Here is an 18,416-nt window from a genome sequence, read left to right on the forward strand (position 1 = left end):
CGATCAGCCGACCGAACCTTCCAGCGAAATGCCGATCAGCTTCTGCGCTTCAACCGCAAACTCCATCGGCAGCTGCTGGATGACATCCTTCACGAAGCCGTTGACGATCAGTGCGATGGCCGACTCCTCGGGAATGCCGCGCTGCAGGCAATAGAACAGCTGGTCTTCGGAAATCTTCGACGTCGTCGCCTCATGCTCGAAATGAGCAGACGAGTTCTTCGCCTCGATATAGGGCACGGTATGCGCGCCGCACTTGTCACCGATCAGAAGCGAGTCGCACTGCGTGAAGTTGCGCGTGTTGGTCGCCTTGCGGTGGGCCGAGACCTGGCCGCGATAGACGTTTTCCGAAAAGCCGGCGGCGATACCCTTGGCGATGATGCGGCTCGACGTGTTCTTGCCGAGATGGATCATCTTGGTGCCACTGTCGATCTGCTGATGGCCGTTGGAAACCGCAATCGAATAGAATTCGCCACGGCTGTCGTCGCCGCGCAAAATGCAGGACGGGTATTTCCAGGTGATGGCAGAACCGGTCTCAACCTGCGTCCACGAGATCTTCGAACGGTTGCCACGGCAATCGCCGCGCTTGGTCACGAAGTTGTAGATGCCGCCCTTGCCGTCCTTGTCGCCCGGATACCAGTTCTGGACTGTGGAATATTTGATTTCGGCATCGTCGAGTGCCACCAGTTCCACCACGGCGGCGTGAAGCTGGTTCTCGTCGCGCTGAGGTGCCGTGCAGCCTTCCAGATAGGAGACGTAGGCGCCTTCTTCAGCGATGATCAGCGTGCGCTCGAACTGTCCGGTGTTCTTTTCGTTGATGCGAAAATAGGTGGAAAGCTCCATCGGGCACCGCACGCCCTTCGGCACGAACACGAATGAACCATCGGTAAAGACGGCCGAGTTCAGCGTTGCGTAAAAATTGTCCGTCTGCGGCACGACCGAACCGAGATATTTCTTCACCAGATCAGGATATTCGCGCACGGCTTCGGAGATCGACATGAAGATCACGCCGGCCTTTGCCAGTTCCGCCTTGAAGGTGGTGACAACGGAGACGCTGTCGAACACGGCATCCACGGCCACACGACGGTTTTCCACGCCGGCCAGGATTTCCTGTTCCTTCAGCGGAATGCCCAGCTTCTCGTAAACCTTCAGCAGCTCCGGATCGACTTCGTCCAGCGACTTCGGGCCGGGCGTGCTTTTCGGTGCGGCATAATAATAGAGATCGTTGAAGTCGATCTTGGGGTAGCTGACGCGCGCCCATGTCGGCTCTTCCATCGTCAGCCAGCGCTTGTAAGCCTCAAGACGCCATTCCAGCATCCATTCCGGCTCCTGCTTCTTGGCCGAGATGAAGCGGATCACCTCTTCCGAAAGGCCCTTCGGGGCCTTGTCGACTTCAATTTCGGTTTCGAAGCCGTATTTATACTGGTCCACATCGATCTGGCGAACCTGATCGATCGTTTCCTGAACCGCTGCCATGTCGTTCTCCAATCTCGCCGGAGCCAAGGTCCGGTGGCTTGTCAACGTATCAAGGCGGATAGCCGCCTTATCCATCTTCGGGCAAATCGTCCGTGCCGCATAAACGGGCGGAGCTTATACCCATGTAAGTGCGGGATGGCGCTTTTCACACATCCCGGCAAGCGGAAAATTGCTATTCCGCAATTCTTTGCCGCATTTTACGCGGCCTGACCGGCCAGCTTGCGCCGCCCGGCAATTTTCGTAAACGCCGCAAGCGTGCGTTCAATATCTGCCTCATCAGTCGCGTGGCCAAGGGAAATCCTCAGTGCGCCGAGCTTGGGGTCGCGCCCCATCGCCGTCAGCACATGGCTTTCCCCCACCTTGCCGGAAGAGCAGGCCGAACCGGCCGAGAGCGCGATGCCTTCTATATCAAAGGCGATCTGGCCCGTCTCCGCCTTCAAACCGGGCAAGGTGAAAAACGTGGTATTGCCGACACGTCCGACATCCTCGCCGTGGATGATCACGTCAGGCGCATTTGCCCGCATGCCGTCTTCCAGCCTTGCGCGCAACGCGACAAGACGCGTCGCTTCCGCCTCGAGATTTTTCGCGGCAACAGCGGCCGCGGCACCAAAACCGAGGATCGACAGGGTATTTTCAGTACCCGAACGGTGTCCCTTTTCCTGGCCGCCACCATGGATCAGCGGCTTCGGCATCATCACCTCGCCGCGCGAGATCAAAGCTCCCGCACCCTTCGGGCCACCAAGCTTGTGGGACGAGAGGACGAGGAAATCCGCATCGAGCCTATTGATATCGAGCGAAATGCGGCCGGCTGCCTGCACGGCATCGACAATCATCAATCCACCCGCCGTATGCGCAAGTCGCGCCGCTTCCGCCACCGGCTGAAGAATGCCCGTCTCGTTATTGACCAGCATGCAGGCGACCATCGGCAAGCCGGCGGATTTGTCATGCGAAGACAACAGCGCTTCGAGTGCGGCAAGATCGACGACACCCGCTGACGTAACGGGAATTTCCGTAACGTCAGCCTTGCCAAACCGACCGCCCTCACGAAAAGCCGGATGTTCGATGGCCGAGACATAAAGACGGCCATAGCGCACGGGAGCGCGCCCCATCCTGAAATCCGGCGTCAGCACCAGATTGGCCGCTTCCGTCGCCCCGCTGGTAAAGGTGACGTGGGATGCCTGTGCGCCGCAAAGCACCGCCACATCACGACGGGCAGCCTCAACGGCCGCGCGGGCGGCACGCCCTTCCCGGTGCACGGAGGACGGGTTGCCGGCAATCTCCAGCGCGGAGACGAGAACCTCCCGCACGGCGGGCAAAAGCGGCGCCGTGGCGTTCCAGTCCATATATGTGCGCGTCAAACCCGTCATCGCGGAATAGTTTCGCTCAATCTTCCATGCGCCAAAACGCATTTTTCTTGAAATTACAGTTGCGCTTGCCTTATGACACGACCGAGTGCTTAAGCACACGCAAAGTTTCGAATTATTCTAAACTGCGTTCTAGAAAAGATGACACAGTTCGTCAAGTCTTCTCATCGGAAGAATGCGGTTGGAGAATGAAAAAACACGACCGGAGTACCAATGCCCGAAGTCATTTTTAACGGCCCTGCGGGTCGCCTCGAAGGCCGTTATCAACCCTCCAAGGAAAAGAGCGCGCCGATAGCGATCATCCTTCATCCGCATCCGCAGTTCGGCGGCACGATGAACAACCAGATCGTCTATCAGCTGTTCTATCTTTTCCAGAAGCGCGGCTTCACCACGCTCCGGTTCAATTTCCGCTCGATCGGCCGCAGCCAGGGCGAATTCGACCATGGTGCTGGCGAGCTTTCCGACGCCGCTTCCGCTCTCGACTGGGTGCAGAGCCTGCATCCCGATTCGAAGAGCTGCTGGGTTGCCGGTTATTCCTTCGGCGCCTGGATCGGCATGCAGCTCCTGATGCGCCGCCCGGAAATCGAAGGCTTCATGTCGATTGCACCGCAGCCCAATACCTACGACTTCTCCTTCCTCGCCCCCTGCCCGTCTTCCGGCCTCATCATCAACGGCGATTCCGACAAGGTCGCGCCTGAGAAGGACGTGAATGGTCTGGTGGAAAAGCTGAAGACCCAGAAGGGCATCCTCATCACCCACCGCACCCTTCCCGGCGCCAACCACTTCTTCAATGGCAAGGTGGATGAGCTGATGGGCGAATGCGAGGACTACCTCGACCGTCGCCTGAATGGTGAACTGGTGCCGGAACCGGCAGCGAAGCGTATTCGGTGATAAGCCGCGCATCGTCGGGGCAGGTCTTGATCTAGCTACAGTGATCGACGGCGGGCTTGGCTTACCCCCCTCTGCCCTGCCGGGCATCTCCCCCTCAAGGGGGGAGATCAGCCAGACGCCTGCTCTTTACCTAAGCTGCTACGTTCAAGGTGGCCGATAGGTCGCCACGATTCGATCTCCCCCCTTGAGGGGGAGATGCCCGGCAGGGCAGAGGGGGGTGAGCCACACCCGCCGTCGTCTATTACGCCCTCACCAAAACCCCACCCGTCACCGGCTCATTCACACCCGTCGTTCCGGGGTAGGTCAGCGGCAAGCCTTTAAGCGATCGCACGGCCAGATAGGCCCAGGCCTCCGCCTCCATCGCCCCGCCATCGAAACCCGCCTCTTCCGCCGCAATCACCCGCGCGCCCACCTTTGCGGCAAGGCTCGCGAATTCTTCCATAATCACCGGGTTGAGACGCCCGCCACCGCAGACCACATAGGTTTTTGCTTCTTCCGGCAGATAGCTCGCCGATTTGAGGATTGCAGCGCCCGTCAGATGCGACAGCGTGCGCGCGCCGTCGGCAAACGAGGCCTCGCCCTTTTGCGGTGGCACAAAATCGCTGCGATCAAGGGAGCGGCGGATATTGGCCGAGAAGAACGGGCTTTCCATGTAGCGGGTGACGAGCGAGGCAACGACACTGCCGCCCGCCGCCGTCCTGCCACCCTTGTCGAAGGCTTTCCCCGTATGCGCCTCGATCCACTGGTCGATCAACATGTTGCCGGGACCGCTGTCGAAAGCGGCAAGTCGCCCTCCTTCGCCGATATAGGTAAGGTTGGATATGCCACCAATATTGACGAAGACGGCAGGCGTTTCGAACTCTGCCGGCAGATTGGCGGAGAGCGCCATGTGATAGGCGGGAATGAGCGGCGCGCCCTGCCCGCCATGTACCATGTCGTTCGCCCGCATGTCGTAAACCACATCGATGCCGGTTTCTTCAGCCAGAAGCGCGCCGTCGCCGATCTGCACGGTCAGCGCCTCATCCGGTCGGTGCAGCACCGTCTGGCCATGAAAACCGATCACATCGATATCGCCGGCTTCAAGCCGGTGACGGTGGAGGAAGGATTTGACCGCCGCGGCATGGGCAAGCGTCAGCTTGCGCTCTGCCTCACCAAGATCGCCGGGACGCTCGCGCCGTTCGCGAATGGATTTGGCTGTCACAAGCGCCTTCTGCCAGATGGCCCGCAGGCCCGGATCATAGGGGAAATAACCGCTCGGCCCGTGCCGCACCACGCTTTCGCCATCCGTGCGCAACAGGGCGATATCGATGCCGTCCATCGATGTCCCGCTCATCAGCCCGATCGCCGTTTTGACCTCGCCCATGCGCCGCTCCCCTTCAATATCGAATCATGATGACGTGAATCGCCGTTATTCATGGCCGAAACGGGTGCACATTTCAAAAAACAATGATAAAGCCGCGTCGTTCATTGGCTGCTTACGGCATTGTGGAGCGTCCTTTGCGCGTCCGAAAGGACGTGCGGCGCTCCAGCGACGGCAAAGATCAAACCAGAAAGTAAAAGGTTATGTCCAGGTTCAAGTCCGATTTCCTCCGCACGCTCGATGAGCGCGGCTTCATTCACCAGATCTCCGATGAGGCAGGTCTCGACGAACTGTTCGCCAAGGAAACCGTGACCGCCTATATCGGCTATGACCCGACGGCTTCGAGTTTGCATGTCGGCCACCTCACCCAGATCATGATGCTGCACTGGATGCAGAAGACCGGCCATCAGCCGATTTCCCTGATGGGCGGCGGCACCGGCATGGTCGGCGACCCCTCCTTCAAGGAAGAGGCCCGCAAGCTGATGACGATCGACATGATCGAGGACAACATCACCTCGCTCAAGCACGTCTTCGCCAACTACCTCGATTACGATCGCGCGGAAAATCCGGCGCTGATGATCAACAATGCCGACTGGCTGCGTGGGCTCAACTACCTCGAATTCCTGCGCGACGTCGGCCGCCACTTCTCGGTCAACCGCATGCTGTCCTTCGACAGCGTGAAGACGCGCCTCGACCGCGAGCAGTCGCTGTCCTTCCTCGAATTCAATTACATGATCCTCCAGGCCTACGATTACGTGGAACTGAACCAGCGCACCGGTTGCCGCCTGCAGATGGGCGGTTCCGACCAGTGGGGCAACATCATCAACGGCATCGACCTCGGTCACCGCATGGGGACACCGCAGCTCTATGCGCTGACCTCCCCGCTTTTGACCACCTCTTCGGGTGCGAAGATGGGCAAGTCCGCGTCTGGTGCCGTCTGGCTCAACAAGGACCTGCTGCCGGTCTATGATTTCTGGCAATACTGGCGCAACACGGAAGACGCGGACGTGGTTCGCTTCGCGAAGCTCTTCACCACGCTGCCGATGGATGAGATCGCACGCATCGCCGCCCTTGGCGGATCTGAGATCAACGAGGCGAAGAAAATCCTCGCAACGGAAGTGACGGCTATCCTGCATGGCCGTGCTGCTGCCGAAGAAGCAGCCGAAACGGCGCGCAAGACTTTCGAGGAAGGCGCACTTGCTGAAAACCTGCCCTCCATCGAGGTTCCAGCATCCGAACTCGATGCCGGCGTCGGCGTCCTGTCGCTCATCGTCCGCGCTGGCCTTGCCGGCTCGAATGGCGAAGCCCGCCGTCACGTTCAAGGCGGCGCGGTAAAGATCAACGACAAGGGCGTATCCGACGATCGCCAGATGATCGGTTCCGCCGAGATCACCGGCGATGGCATCATCAAGCTTTCGGTTGGCAAGAAGAAGCACGTTCTCGTTCGCCCGGCGTAACACCCGCACCAAAGCTGTTATTGAGGGCCGCGAAAGCGGCCCTTTTTATTGGAACTCGAAGATCTGCCGGAAGACGCCGGGCGCGATGAGCGACAGCGGATTAATCGTCAGCTTCGGCTGGTCCGTCTGGCCTGACAGCTTGAAGGTAATGCCGAGCAGACCCCGGTCGCGGCCATTGCCAAGGAAGATGCCGATGAAAGGCAGTTCCCCGAATAGCCGGTTCAGACCATAGGCAGGCATGAAGGTGCCGGTCATGTCCATGCGGCCGCTCTGGTCCTTCAAGAGCCCCTGGAATGTCGCGCCGATCTGTTCACCGCGCACGACGCCGTTTTCCACCGCCACCGAACCGTTGACATAAACGAGGCGGGCAAAACCGCGCTGGAATTTTTCCGAACTGACATCGATATTGCGGCGCACCGCATTGTTGAGGCTCCTGCCGTCCTCACCCGTCGGCGTGGCGACGATGTCCTGCAGCTTGGCTTCGTTGACGACGGCAAAATTGCGCAGGTCGAGCGAGCCGCTCCAGTCGCTGCCATTGGAGGTCGTCAGCGCAAGGTTGAGTAGACCGCCGCGGATGCGGCTGTAGATATTGGCGAAACGGGCGAGCGAACCCGCATCGCTGCTGGTCAGCGTTACGGTTCCCGTCGCCCCGCGATTGGTGGTCTGGGCGACGACCGCCTGGCCGTTGCCGGTGACACCGCGGAAATCAACCGAGCGTACCTTGCCGTCCCGCACGCTGACATCGGCGCTGACATTGCCGAGGATTTCGTCGTTGAAACCGTAAACCTTGTCGAACTGCGCCTTGACGGAAAGTGTGGGCTGCGAGCGGGATGCGCCGTCGCTGCCGCTGGAGGGGCTGCGCAGCTTCGAAATGAAGGGCCTGAGATCGGCGGATTTGCCCGATGCATTGATGATATAGCCGTTCTTCGACGCGGCGACCGAAACGGCGTAATTGTCGGAGGGCGAGAGTTGCACGCGGCTGAGATCGGCGGAAATCAGCCCGTTCTTGCTGAAGGCGATATCGCCGGCAGCGCCGAAACCGTCACCATCGAGTGAGAAGTCGCTGATCGTCGTGCGCCCATCAGCCACTTCCATGGTCAAGGTGGCATTGGCGGGAATGCCGATACCCTTGCTCCAGCCGAGCCCGGGCAGAATGATCGACGCCTTGGTCAGATCAAGCCGGATGTCCTGGCGTTTGGGGTCAGCGCCGTCGATTTCGATCGCCGTCGTGCCGCCGAGGACCGTGGACAGTTCAGGGGCGAGCTTGGCGACCTGCGTCTCATTGAGGGTTGCCTTCAGCGACAGTGTCGGCGCGATATCGCTCTTCTTGCGCACCGGCTCCGTCATCACGATGTCCATCGGCACGTCGTCCACGCGGCCCTTGCCCTCCAGTTTGAGCTGGCGGTCGTCCAACGTCATGAAGCCGTCGAGAGCGGTCACCTTGTGGCCGGCGAAGGGCTTCGTCAGCGACAGGTTTTTCAGGTCGAGATCGGCCGTCCAGACCGGCGGCGGCGGGTTGTGGCTGGAAAGCAGGCCAACGGTGAGATTCGCGTGGGCTTTGACATCACCGGTGAAATCTTCCGGTTTGAACTGCGTGTCCTTGAGCGCATTGATGGGTTTGAGTGTCGCAAGCTCGGCCACGGCGTCGGCCGAACCTGAAACGTTCAACTCGAGATTTCCGAGCAGCGGCTTGTCGTAAACAGCGGAAATGAGAAAGCGGCTGTTCTCCAGCGCGAGCGAGCGGTTCGACGGGAAATAGGTGGTGCCCTGCTTGATATCGACGGCCATCTTGCCGCCGACAAGGTCAAAATGCGCATCGACATCGCGCAACGGTGGAATGTCGCCGGTGGTATTGAGACGCGTATCATCGATATCGAAGCGGATCTGCATTTCGCTTTCGCCCAGCACCAGAGGGCAGCCGGGGCCGCACATCCGTCCCTGCGGGATGAAGATCGCGATTGAACCATTGGTTACGGTGCCGCCGTAAAGATTGGATACCACCCAGTCGCGTGGTTTGTGCGCCATCCAGAACGGCCAGAGCTGCTTGACCGCCGTGGCCTCCATCTTCGGAATCTGTCCGCCGAAACTGATTTCCGGCGACCCCTGGCCGAACCGGATTTTCAGCGATCCCGCCATGTCTCCGAGCGGGCCCGAGACATAAAGCGCGGGAACATCAAGCTGTTTCGTCGCCGCCGTGAAATGCCCGTCCGCCTTCAGGCTGAAAGGAACTGGGGCCTCCCCCGAAGCTTCGGACGAAGCAACGCCATTGTCGATCCGCAACGAAAGACCGAAGCCGTCTTCCGTATCGCTGATTTCACCGGCGACCGGAATAATAGTCCGGCCGAGCTCCAGCCGCGAATTGTCGATGACGAGGGTGCTTTTTGCAAAGTCATAATGCGCATTGACGGTGCCTGCCGTGAAGGTCTGGGCTTCGCCGCCAATCCGAAGCGTGCCGTTGCCCATGCCGAGGGAAACGTCCAGGCGCGGCTCCTGCCCCTGCGTGGCCCGCCGGGCGACAATGTTGACGCCGGTCTTGACGTTCAGGCCCTCATGAAGATTGCCGTCGGGATCGTATTTTTCCAGGAACGGGCCGATATCGAAACCGTCGATGCGGGCCTCGAAGCCGTTGATCACACCGCCCGCGCCGGAGGTCTTGAGCGATACGCTGGCAATCTCACCGTTAAACAGCGTTTCGCCATCAAGCGAATAGCCGCCCTGCTGATCCGGCGTCAGCGACAATTCGCGCACTTCGATTGTACGCGACTTGCCGAGTTCGCCGGGCGGCAGGTGAACCGAAACGCTGGAGATATCGATCTCCTCGGTTCCGCTGCTCAGGAAAGCCTGGGCGAGCTTGTCGAGCTGTCCGAAGGCATCCTGCAATTGCTGCGGCACGGCGTCGAGCTTGACGCTGGTGAGATCGAACCCGTTACCCTTGGGCAAAAGCGCGGTATCGAGCTCCATCCCGTCAGCTTCGAGGCTTTGCACCGAGACACGGCCGGTCAGAAGCGCAAGCGGATCGAGCGCCATGCCGATCGCCCGCGCCCGGCTCAGATGCTGGCCGGATTCCTTCTCAACGATATCCACGTCCTCAGCCACCAGCGCAAGGCGCAGCCCGGTGGAAAACCTGATCGCCGAAGAACCGATCCGCGCGCTGTAGTGTGGACCGAGCGCCTTTTCCAGTGCCTGCTGCGCCTGGCTGGAAAGCGTCGCATCGATCGATCCGGTCTCGACGGAAAGAATGATGCCGCCGATGGAGAGGAAGGCCAGCACGAAAAGCGCCGCGAAAATCTTGACGAAGGCTCGCACCATGGAGCGCGGCGCGGGGCAATGAACGATGATGGGATCTTCGGCCTGCGCCGAAGGAAGATCATGCAGCGCAATGATATCACGCCTGCCGAACTTGACCTTTTCACCCCTGACTTCAGCCATACGCCCTTGTTTGCCCTTGAATAGCTTTTGTTTCGCCGCAACACCGGAGCGGATGGCGAAAAGTATAAGCGGTTTCCGTCTGGAATCCCGCTCTAATTCTTTAGCCCAGATCATGATTGAGATTTAAGATCGTTTCGACCTCAAATCTCAATCATGATCTGGACGACGCGCGGTTTCGCTATATATCGAATGTGGCGACTTTCACTCAACATCCCGGCGAAAGAAAGGTAGATTATGACAGACTTGACGATTGGCGGCACCGCTCCCGATTTTACTTTGCCCCGTAACGGTGAAGGGACGGTGACATTGTCCAAACTGCAAGGCAAGGCCGTCATCCTCTATTTCTACCCGAAGGACGACACATCGGGCTGCACCGCCGAAGCCATCGACTTCAGCGCGCTGGGCGGCGAATTCGAGGCAGCCAACGCCGTCGTCATCGGCATTTCGCCCGACAGCGTCAAAAGTCACGACAAATTCGCGGCAAAACACGCGCTCTCCGTCATGCTGGCCGCCGATGAGGAGAAGAAGGTGGTGGAAGCCTACGGCGTCTGGAAGGAAAAAAGCATGTATGGCAAAAAATACATGGGTGTCGAACGCACCACCTTCCTCATCGCGCCGGATGGAAAAATCGCGGAAGTCTGGAACAAGGTGAAGGTCGCGGGTCACGCGCAGGCCGTTCTTGAGGCCGTGAAGAAGCTCTGAGGGGCCAATCCGTCGTGACGCCCCCATTCAAGATCATTTCGCTCCGAGGCGGCGCGACGGATGCCATCGTGAGCGCCGATCTCGACAGAAAAACCGCGCTTGCGCAGGAAACGGCGACGCGCTGGTTTGCGCGCCGCCTGTCGCTGCGCTCCCCGCTCGACCCGCCGCTGCCCGAACGTCCGGGCAGGCCCGAGAAGCCGGAACTCGTGCCGCCAACCGCCGTGGAACGCCGCTCGCTTCACAGCGTCAAGGGACGGATCGCGCTGCTGCATGCCATCGCCCATATCGAACTCAACGCCGTCGATCTCGCGCTCGACATCGTCGCCCGATATGCCAGCGAGCCCGTGCCGCATTCCTTTTTCGATGGCTGGATGCAGGTCGCCTTCGAAGAGGCAAAACATTTCCGGCTGGTGCGCGACCGCCTGAGAAGCCTAGGCGCCGACTACGGCGATCTGCCGGCCCATGACGGGCTCTGGCAGGCAGCGCATTCCACCCGCAACGATCTCACCGCGCGGCTGGCGGTCGTGCCGCTCATCCTGGAAGCGCGCGGACTGGACGTTACCCCTGCCCTGCAGGCCAGGATGCGAGAAACCGGCGACCTCGAAAGCGCCGCCGTTCTCGACGTCATCTATAATGATGAAAAAGGCCATGTCGCCATCGGCGCGAAATGGTTCCGGTTCCTGTGCGCGCGGGAGAAGAAGGACCCGGCCGCAACCTTCAGGCAACTGGTGCGCGCTAATTTCCGCGGTCCGCTGAAACCGCCCTTCAACGACCTTGCCCGGGCCGAAGCCGGCCTGACACCTTCCTTTTACCGCTCGCTCACATCCGTCAGCCAATAGCTGACAAGGCTAAAAGACCTCTCCTGCAAAACTTCGTTAACCTTAACGAATTATGATTTCCCTTAAGAAATCGGCCAGTCCGGAGAGAGATTGTGACTGATACGGCGGAAAACCGGGTATTCGGCAAAAAGCGTGAGCCGCACGTGCTCATTCTCGCGCGCGGCGACAGGGTGCGGCACATGACCATCCGGCCGTGGATGGCGGCGCTTGCCGGCTGCACGATCGGCCTGTTTTCACTCGGCTATCTTGGCGCCACAAGCTATCTCATCTTGCGTGACGACCTGATCGGCGCGACCATGGCGCGCCAGACCCGCATGCAGAACGACTATGAAGACCGCATCGCGGCGCTGAGGGCCCAGGTGGACCGTGTCACTTCCCGGCAGCTGCTCGATCAGCAGGTTGTTGAAAAGAAAGTGGAAAAGCTGCTGGAACAGCAGGCGGCGCTAACCTCGCGGCACGGCCGCATGAGTGAATTGCTGGAGCGCGCCGAAAATTCCGGCATCGCCGCCCCCCCGGCCGCGCCCTCGTCTCTTTCGAACGCCATGGCGCCGGAAAAACGCGCTGACCTCTCCGGCGGCCTTTCGGCCATTGAAAAGCTGATGGCGCCACGCAGGCCACAGGCGGAAAAGCCCGCCACATCAGACAGACGCGCCGCCTATGTACCCGAAGCCGGCGAAACGCCATCCGATCGGGCCGATCGGGTGTTCTCTAAGGTGACACTGTCGCTCAAGGATATCGAACGCCAGCAGATATCGCGCATAGCCAGACTGACCAGCGACGCCGAAGACAAGGCGAACGCGATGCAGGACATCATCCGGCAGGCGGGCCTGAAAATCGAGGAAAGCGGCACGAACGACATAGGCGGTCCCTATGCCGATCCCGAGCGCGGTGAAGGCGATCCCTTCAACCTGTCGCTTACCAATCTCGACAATGCCCTGAACAGGCTCGACATCGTCAAGGAAACCGCAACCGCCCTGCCCTTCGGCAACCCTGCTCCCGGCCGGGCGATCACCAGCCGATTCGGCAACCGGATGGATCCGTTTCTCGGCCGGCCGGCCCTGCATACCGGCATCGATTTTCGCGCCGAGACCGGTGCTGACGTCAAATCCACCGGCGCGGGCAAGGTGACGGTGGCGGAAAACTCAGGCGGCTACGGCAATATGGTTGAGATCGATCACGGTCAGGGGGTTTCGACGCGATTCGGCCATCTCTCCGCCATTCTGGTGAAAGCCGGCGACAAGGTCGAAGCAGGCGACGTCATTGGCCGTGCCGGCAGCACCGGTCGCTCCACCGGTCCGCATGTGCATTATGAGGTGCGCCGCAACGATACGCCTGTTGATCCCATGCGGTTCCTGATCGCTGGAACGGAACTCAAAACCTATTTAAAATAGCAGCAAGATTTTAATGCTTTTTTTGCGCTTTTTACGATAAATCGCTGAAATCTGCACCAAAGGCCCAGAAGCCCCGCCCGAACCCCGCTGTTTCGCGCGCTTTCCCCGTTGTTTCCTTGACTTTCCGGCAATTTGGGCATATCCCCGCGCCAAGTCTTTGCAAGTGCCGCAGCGGCACGCAGGTGTTCTTACCGAACCAGAACGGAAAAAGTTCTTCCTTTGACAACATTCTCTGATCTTGGCCTGAGCCAAAAAGTTCTTTCCGCTATTGCAGATGCCGGCTACACGACGCCGACACCCATTCAGGCTGGCGCCATTCCGCCGGCGCTGGAAAAGCGTGATATCTGCGGTATCGCACAGACCGGCACGGGCAAAACCGCGTCCTTCGTTCTGCCGATGCTGACGTTGCTCGAAAAGGGCCGTGCGCGCGCCAGAATGCCGCGCACCCTGATCCTCGAGCCGACCCGTGAGCTTGCAGCGCAGGTGGCGGAGAACTTCGAGAAATACGGCAAGAATCACAAGCTGAACGTCGCCCTCCTCATCGGCGGTGTTTCCTTCGAAGACCAGGACCGCAAGCTTGAGCGCGGCGCCGATGTGCTGATCTGCACGCCCGGCCGCCTTCTCGACCATTGCGAGCGCGGCAAGCTCCTGATGACCGGCGTTGAAATCCTCGTCATCGACGAAGCCGACCGCATGCTCGACATGGGCTTTATTCCCGATATCGAGCGTATCGCCAAGATGATCCCCTTCACCCGGCAGACGCTGTTCTTCTCGGCCACCATGCCGCCGGAAATCCAGAAGCTCGCCGACCGGTTCCTTCAGAACCCGACCCGTATCGAAGTCGCCAAGCCTTCTTCCACGGCAAAGACCGTGACGCAGCGCATCGTCGCCGCGCACAACAAGGACTATGAGAAGCGCGCCGTGCTGCGCGATCTCGTCCGTGCCGAGGAAGCCGAACTCAAGAACGCGATCATCTTCTGCAACCGCAAGAAGGATGTGGCCGATCTGTTCCGCTCGCTCGACCGCCACGGCTTTTCCGTCGGCGCGCTGCATGGCGACATGGACCAGCGTTCGCGCACCACGATGCTGCAGAACTTCCGCGACGGAAACCTGTCGCTGCTGGTCGCCTCCGACGTCGCGGCACGCGGGCTGGATATTCCCGATGTCAGCCACGTCTTCAACTTCGACGTTCCCATTCATGCCGAAGACTATGTCCACCGCATCGGCCGTACCGGTCGTGCGGGCCGTTCGGGCAAGGCCTTCACCCTCGTCACCAAGAGCGATGCGAAATATCTCGACGCGATCGAAAAGCTGATCGCCGAGAAGATCGAGTGGCTGAGCGGTGACCTGTCCTCACTCCCCGCGCCCATGGAAAGCTTCGAGAGCAATTCCAGCCGCCGGGGGCCCAAGGAACGTGGCGGTAGAGGTCGCGACAGGAACCGTCGCGATGCACCCGCATCGCCGGTCGAAAACATCAATCAGGATGCACAGTCCGCTGTGGATACGGACATTGCGGCTCACGGAGAAGACAAGGTGAAGGCAGAACGCAGACCGGAAAAGACCCCGCGCAATTCCGAGCGCAACAGCCGCAACCAGCCGCACGCCAATGACGACAACCGCGACCGCCGCCGCCATTATCGCGACCATGACGATGGCCCGACACCGGTTGGTTTCGGCGACGACATTCCCGCCTTCATGCTGATCGTGGCCAACGCCAAGGCTTGACCAGCGCAATGGACAGCATGACACCAACCATCAAGCCCGGCCTCGATTTTCCGGGCGTTGGTGTCGGCCTTGTCATATTGCGTAACGAGCGCGTACTTTTATGCCGGCGCCTGAAGGCGCCGGAAGCCGGATACTGGAGCATTCCGGGCGGCAAGGTCGATCACCTTGAAACTTCCCTCGCCGCAGCACGCCGCGAGGCCGAAGAAGAAACCGGCCTTGAGATCGGCGACGTCGAGTTTCTCTGCCATAGCGAATTTATCGATACGCAAGACCGCCACCACTGGGTTTCGCTGATCTTCGTTACCCGCGATGCGCAGGGTGAGCCGGCATTGACCGAACCGGACAAGCTTTCCGCTATCGGCTGGTTCGATCCGGGTGAACTTCCCGAACCCATCTCCGCCTTTGCCAGGGACGCCCTGGCCGCCCTGAAATAAGGCCGCACAAGCGGCCAACCGGACCCGCCTGCAGGCAACAAGGGCGTTCGACGGGCAATTTCACACAGTCATACGATCTATACGCCGGAGTTGGATTTACCCTCTCCGCGCTATATCTTTTCCAGAAATACAAAAATGAAAGAACGTCTTTGCGCCAGGCTTTCAGAATTCAATTTAAAATTGCTTAAATTAGCTTCATGTAAAAAACCGCCCCAGTTGCCTGAAGCGGTTTATACGTAATGAAAAAAATAGAATATAGAATGTAATATAGTCTGGCAGTGCTTATAATCGGAACACTTTCCGAGGCCTGTTACAGCCAATTTCAGTCGTCCCCTGAAACAGTTACATCTAAGCTAATCATTTACTTTCCGTCAAGCAAATCTTCTCGCAAATGCGAAAAAAACATGGCGTAAAAGCGGTGAATAATTGGAAGGATTATATATTCGTCATATATATCAATAAATTATGCAATTGATAATAAAATGTGCATGTTTTTGTGCTGCACTCTGAAAAGCATAAACCTAGCTCAGTCTTTTCTAAACTGTGCTTATACGCAGCACATGTAATAGATTTATGAAGTAACGCAACTCACGGCAGGAACACGAAATACCTCCTCGTCCAGTCGGCGCAAAGGAGGAACAACTTCACCGCAAGAACAGCCGCGCCGTGAGACCGGTCGCGCGCAATTGCACCGAACGCAAACAATCAAAAGTTGTCTCACTGCTACGAGCCCTCGAATCGGGCAACTTCCGATCAAAACCGCCGCCCTGCGCTTGGCGATATGCGATTAAGATGAAACCGCAGCGATTTTTCCTTTGGAAAACCGGTTGTTGCCGATAAACATCAAGCCGGGACAACAGGATTTCTATCGCGTCATGCTTTCACTTCGCCTGCTAACGATCATCGCCGGTTTTGCCTTCGCGGGCTCAGCAAGCGCGGCATCGATTGGCATTGTTGCCCCGCAGAACGGTCCTTACGAGCTTCTGGGCCAGCAGATGCGGCAGGGGGCGAAGGCGGCGGCGGCCAAGCTCGGGCTTGATGTCGTGGAAATCCACGAGAGCTGCGAAGACGGCAGCGGCGGCGCGATTGCCGATGGCCTCGTGGCGGCCAAGGTCAGCGCCGCGATCGGGTTTTTATGCACGGAGACGCTTCAGGGCGTTCTGCCGCCATTGAAAGCGGCCGCCATTCCCGCGATCACACTTTCCAGCCGCGCGCCGATCCTGATGGAAGATGCGCTGAAATACGGCTGGCCGCTCTTCCGCCTCGCCCCATCAGACCGGGCCGAATCGGACAGGATCGCCGAAGTCATCCTGCGCGACTGGAAGGGACACTCCATCGGACTTGTGGATGACGGCACGATCTATAGCCGCGAGCTGGTGGACCGCATCCGCTCGGCGCTCGAGGAAAACGGCCTCAAACCCACCTTCACCGATACGATGCGGCCCAACCAGGAACAGCAGGTAGCGCTGGTGCGCCGGCTGGCGCGCACCGGCATCTCCCATGTCTTCGTGGGCGCAGAGCGCAACGACGTCGCCATCATCGCCCGGGATGCCGCATCCGAAAACCTTCCCTTGACCATCATGGGCGGCGACGCCATGAACGCCGCCAACAACCCGGTTCCCCTGGTCGCGAATGTGCTGGCCGTCACACGCCCGGCCTATGACGCCCTACCCTCCGCCCAAGCCATCGCCGGCGAATTGCGGGGCGCAGGCATCGAACCTGAGGGTTATATCCTGCCCGCTTATGCCGCGGCCGAACTCACCGCCGCCCTTGCAGAGGCAGTGCAGGCGCAGTCGAAACCCGGGCCGGAAATATTGGTTGGCGGAACCGTCTTCAAAACGGTCATCGGCGATCTCGGCTTCAACCCGTCACACGACCTTTCCGACAATCCCTATCGCCTGCAGCGCTGGAACGGCCAGCGTTTCGAACCGGCGGACAAGGCGGAAAGACAATAGGCAACGCGGCAGCAACGGAAATTCGATGAAACGCGGCTGAAAACCTCCGGCAACCGCGCGGCCAGCCGTTTCAAACCCGGATACTTGATGTTAAAGGCAGCTTACGCAACGCGTCGAGAGGAGTTTGCCCCATGTCCCTGCCCATCCGCATAGCCCCTTCCATTCTGGCTGCCAATTTCGCCAAGCTCGGACAGGAAGTCGCCGATGTCACGGAAGCCGGCGCGGACTGGATCCATCTCGATGTGATGGATGGCCATTTCGTCCCCAATATTTCCTTCGGCCCTGATGTCATCAAGGCGCTGCGCCCGCACAGCATGGCGTTCTTCGACTGCCATCTGATGATCGCACCCGTTGATCCCTATCTCGAAGCCTTCGCCAAGGCCGGCTGTGACAGCATCACCGTGCATGCGGAAGCAGGGCCTCACCTGCACCGCTCGCTGCAGACGATCCGCGGGCTCGGCAGGAAGGCCGGCGTGACGCTGAACCCCGCCACGCCGCTTTCGGTTATCGAGAACGTGCTTGATGATGTCGATCTCGTCCTGATCATGAGCGTCAATCCCGGTTTCGGCGGGCAGAAGTTCATTCCGGCCATGCTCGACAAGATCCGCGCGGCAAAGGCAATGATCGGCGACCGGCCGATCGAACTGGAAGTGGATGGCGGCGTGACGGCGGAAACCGCGGGCGCTATCGTTGCCGCCGGTGCGAATGCGCTGGTGGCCGGCTCGGCCGTCTTCAAGGGCGATGGCGTCGCCGACTACCGCAAGACCGTCGCTCAGTTGCGTGCGGCGGCGGAAGCCGGGCGGACGTAACCCGCCACCGCTGAATGCGGACAGGCCGGAGACGGCACAGCAAGGCGTTGGGGGGATTTTCATGGGAAGCGACAGGCGGGGTTTCCGTGACACGGCTTCGGCAGCGCAATTTACGCTGCTCGGCGCGTTTGTCTGGGCCCTCTGCTCAGCCGCGGCCGCCGCCATCGGCCTCTATGTCAGGAACCGGCTGGAAACCGACCACGCCACCGACATAATCACGCTTTTCTTCGCGGGCGGCCTTTTCGGCTGGCTGCTGGCCATGGCCGCGTTGCACTTCCTCCCCCCGTCCACCGCCCTGCCGCTGCGTTTCGCGACGGCCTGTCTTGCCATCGCTTTTTTTACGCTGGCTGTCGCGGCGGCGTTCTTCGCTTTCGAGTACCGGATTTTCTATGCGCAATGGCACGCGCCGGCATTCTCCCGCATCTGGTTTTTCCAGCAGCTCTTCACATCGCTCGGCGCGATTTACCAGTTCTGCGTTCTGGGTCTTGGATTGTATTTACCCTTTGCCGCCGTTCCACTCCTGCCTGCGGGTGCATTCCTTTGCCGACGTGCGCAACGAGCAACATAGGCATGTGGCTTGATAGATT

14 protein-coding genes are annotated in these 18,416 nt (G+C 59.7%); 10 read left to right on the forward strand and 4 right to left on the reverse strand.

All coding sequences use genetic code 11. The features are described from left to right. Positions 1-3: 3 nt before the first annotated feature. Both sufB and QRN60_RS08805 read right to left on the reverse strand, forming a co-directional pair. Positions 4-1,473 carry a Fe-S cluster assembly protein SufB gene (sufB, locus tag QRN60_RS08800; RefSeq protein ID WP_003507956.1) on the reverse strand — a complete coding sequence of 490 codons (1,470 nt, stop codon included), beginning with the start codon at positions 1,471-1,473 and terminating at the stop codon, positions 4-6. Positions 1,474-1,670: 197 nt separating this feature from the next. Beyond that, positions 1,671-2,840, reverse strand: a complete 1,170-nt coding sequence (locus tag QRN60_RS08805; RefSeq protein ID WP_065695042.1) for a cysteine desulfurase family protein — start codon at positions 2,838-2,840, stop codon at positions 1,671-1,673. Positions 2,841-3,050: 210 nt separating this feature from the next. On the opposite strand from QRN60_RS08805, the gene QRN60_RS08810 reads away from it, so the two are divergent. Then, entirely contained in the window at positions 3,051-3,728 is a 678-nt protein-coding gene (locus QRN60_RS08810) for an alpha/beta hydrolase (RefSeq protein WP_020012833.1), read from the forward strand. 241 nt (positions 3,729-3,969) lie between these two features. Here the strand turns inward: QRN60_RS08810 and QRN60_RS08815 are convergent, their stop codons facing one another. Then, positions 3,970-5,091, reverse strand: a complete 1,122-nt coding sequence (locus QRN60_RS08815) for an anhydro-N-acetylmuramic acid kinase (RefSeq protein WP_060726328.1) — start codon at positions 5,089-5,091, stop codon at positions 3,970-3,972. A gap of 200 nt (positions 5,092-5,291) precedes the next feature. Between QRN60_RS08815 and tyrS the strand changes: the two genes are divergently transcribed. After that, positions 5,292-6,545, forward strand: coding sequence for a tyrosine--tRNA ligase (gene tyrS, locus QRN60_RS08820; RefSeq protein ID WP_111792487.1), 1,254 nt, complete (start codon positions 5,292-5,294; stop codon positions 6,543-6,545). Between the two features lie 45 nt (positions 6,546-6,590). On the opposite strand, the gene QRN60_RS08825 is transcribed toward tyrS, so the two are convergent. Further along, positions 6,591-9,974, reverse strand: a complete 3,384-nt coding sequence (locus tag QRN60_RS08825; protein WP_129564994.1) for a YhdP family protein — start codon at positions 9,972-9,974, stop codon at positions 6,591-6,593. A gap of 234 nt (positions 9,975-10,208) precedes the next feature. On the opposite strand from QRN60_RS08825, the gene bcp reads away from it, so the two are divergent. From bcp to QRN60_RS08865, 8 genes are all read left to right on the forward strand, one after another. After that, positions 10,209-10,676 carry a thioredoxin-dependent thiol peroxidase gene (bcp, locus tag QRN60_RS08830; protein WP_003507937.1) on the forward strand — a complete coding sequence of 156 codons (468 nt, stop codon included), beginning with the start codon at positions 10,209-10,211 and terminating at the stop codon, positions 10,674-10,676. A 14-nt stretch (positions 10,677-10,690) separates the two neighbouring features. Next, on the forward strand, positions 10,691-11,515 hold the full coding sequence (locus QRN60_RS08835; RefSeq protein WP_129564995.1) for a ferritin-like domain-containing protein: 825 nt from the start codon (positions 10,691-10,693) through the stop codon (positions 11,513-11,515). A 92-nt stretch (positions 11,516-11,607) separates the two neighbouring features. Continuing rightward, positions 11,608-12,906 carry a M23 family metallopeptidase gene (locus QRN60_RS08840; protein WP_129564996.1) on the forward strand — a complete coding sequence of 433 codons (1,299 nt, stop codon included), beginning with the start codon at positions 11,608-11,610 and terminating at the stop codon, positions 12,904-12,906. 219 nt (positions 12,907-13,125) lie between these two features. After that, positions 13,126-14,631, forward strand: a complete 1,506-nt coding sequence (locus tag QRN60_RS08845) for a DEAD/DEAH box helicase (protein WP_003507934.1) — start codon at positions 13,126-13,128, stop codon at positions 14,629-14,631. An 8-nt stretch (positions 14,632-14,639) separates the two neighbouring features. Further along, entirely contained in the window at positions 14,640-15,065 is a 426-nt protein-coding gene (locus QRN60_RS08850) for an NUDIX domain-containing protein (protein WP_129564997.1), read from the forward strand. Between the two features lie 827 nt (positions 15,066-15,892). After that, positions 15,893-17,020 (forward strand): ABC transporter substrate-binding protein, encoded by a 1,128-nt coding sequence (locus QRN60_RS08855; RefSeq protein WP_173992177.1) that lies wholly within the window; start codon positions 15,893-15,895, stop codon positions 17,018-17,020. 131 nt (positions 17,021-17,151) lie between these two features. Beyond that, complete coding sequence (gene rpe, locus QRN60_RS08860) at positions 17,152-17,829, forward strand: ribulose-phosphate 3-epimerase (RefSeq protein ID WP_003507931.1); 678 nt, start codon at positions 17,152-17,154, stop codon at positions 17,827-17,829. A 61-nt stretch (positions 17,830-17,890) separates the two neighbouring features. Next, a complete protein-coding gene (locus QRN60_RS08865; protein WP_129564998.1) occupies positions 17,891-18,397 on the forward strand; it encodes a hypothetical protein in 507 nt (168 codons plus the stop codon). Positions 18,398-18,416: the final 19 nt, after the last annotated feature.

The organism is Agrobacterium sp. CFBP2214 (assembly GCF_030209895.1).
Taxonomy (GTDB): domain Bacteria; phylum Pseudomonadota; class Alphaproteobacteria; order Rhizobiales; family Rhizobiaceae; genus Agrobacterium; species Agrobacterium radiobacter.

What these genes read in the sequence shown, in the direction of transcription:
- sufB (WP_003507956.1), bottom strand. Translation starts at nt 1,473, where the DNA reads ATGGCAGCGGTTCAGGAAACGATCGATCAGGTTCGCCAGATCGATGTG.
- QRN60_RS08805 (WP_065695042.1), bottom strand. Translation starts at nt 2,840, where the DNA reads ATGACGGGTTTGACGCGCACATATATGGACTGGAACGCCACGGCGCCG.
- QRN60_RS08810 (WP_020012833.1), top strand. Translation starts at nt 3,051, where the DNA reads ATGCCCGAAGTCATTTTTAACGGCCCTGCGGGTCGCCTCGAAGGCCGT.
- QRN60_RS08815 (WP_060726328.1), bottom strand. Translation starts at nt 5,091, where the DNA reads ATGGGCGAGGTCAAAACGGCGATCGGGCTGATGAGCGGGACATCGATG.
- tyrS (WP_111792487.1), top strand. Translation starts at nt 5,292, where the DNA reads ATGTCCAGGTTCAAGTCCGATTTCCTCCGCACGCTCGATGAGCGCGGC.
- QRN60_RS08825 (WP_129564994.1), bottom strand. Translation starts at nt 9,974, where the DNA reads ATGGCTGAAGTCAGGGGTGAAAAGGTCAAGTTCGGCAGGCGTGATATC.
- bcp (WP_003507937.1), top strand. Translation starts at nt 10,209, where the DNA reads ATGACAGACTTGACGATTGGCGGCACCGCTCCCGATTTTACTTTGCCC.
- QRN60_RS08850 (WP_129564997.1), top strand. Translation starts at nt 14,640, where the DNA reads ATGGACAGCATGACACCAACCATCAAGCCCGGCCTCGATTTTCCGGGC.
- rpe (WP_003507931.1), top strand. Translation starts at nt 17,152, where the DNA reads ATGTCCCTGCCCATCCGCATAGCCCCTTCCATTCTGGCTGCCAATTTC.
- QRN60_RS08865 (WP_129564998.1), top strand. Translation starts at nt 17,891, where the DNA reads ATGGGAAGCGACAGGCGGGGTTTCCGTGACACGGCTTCGGCAGCGCAA.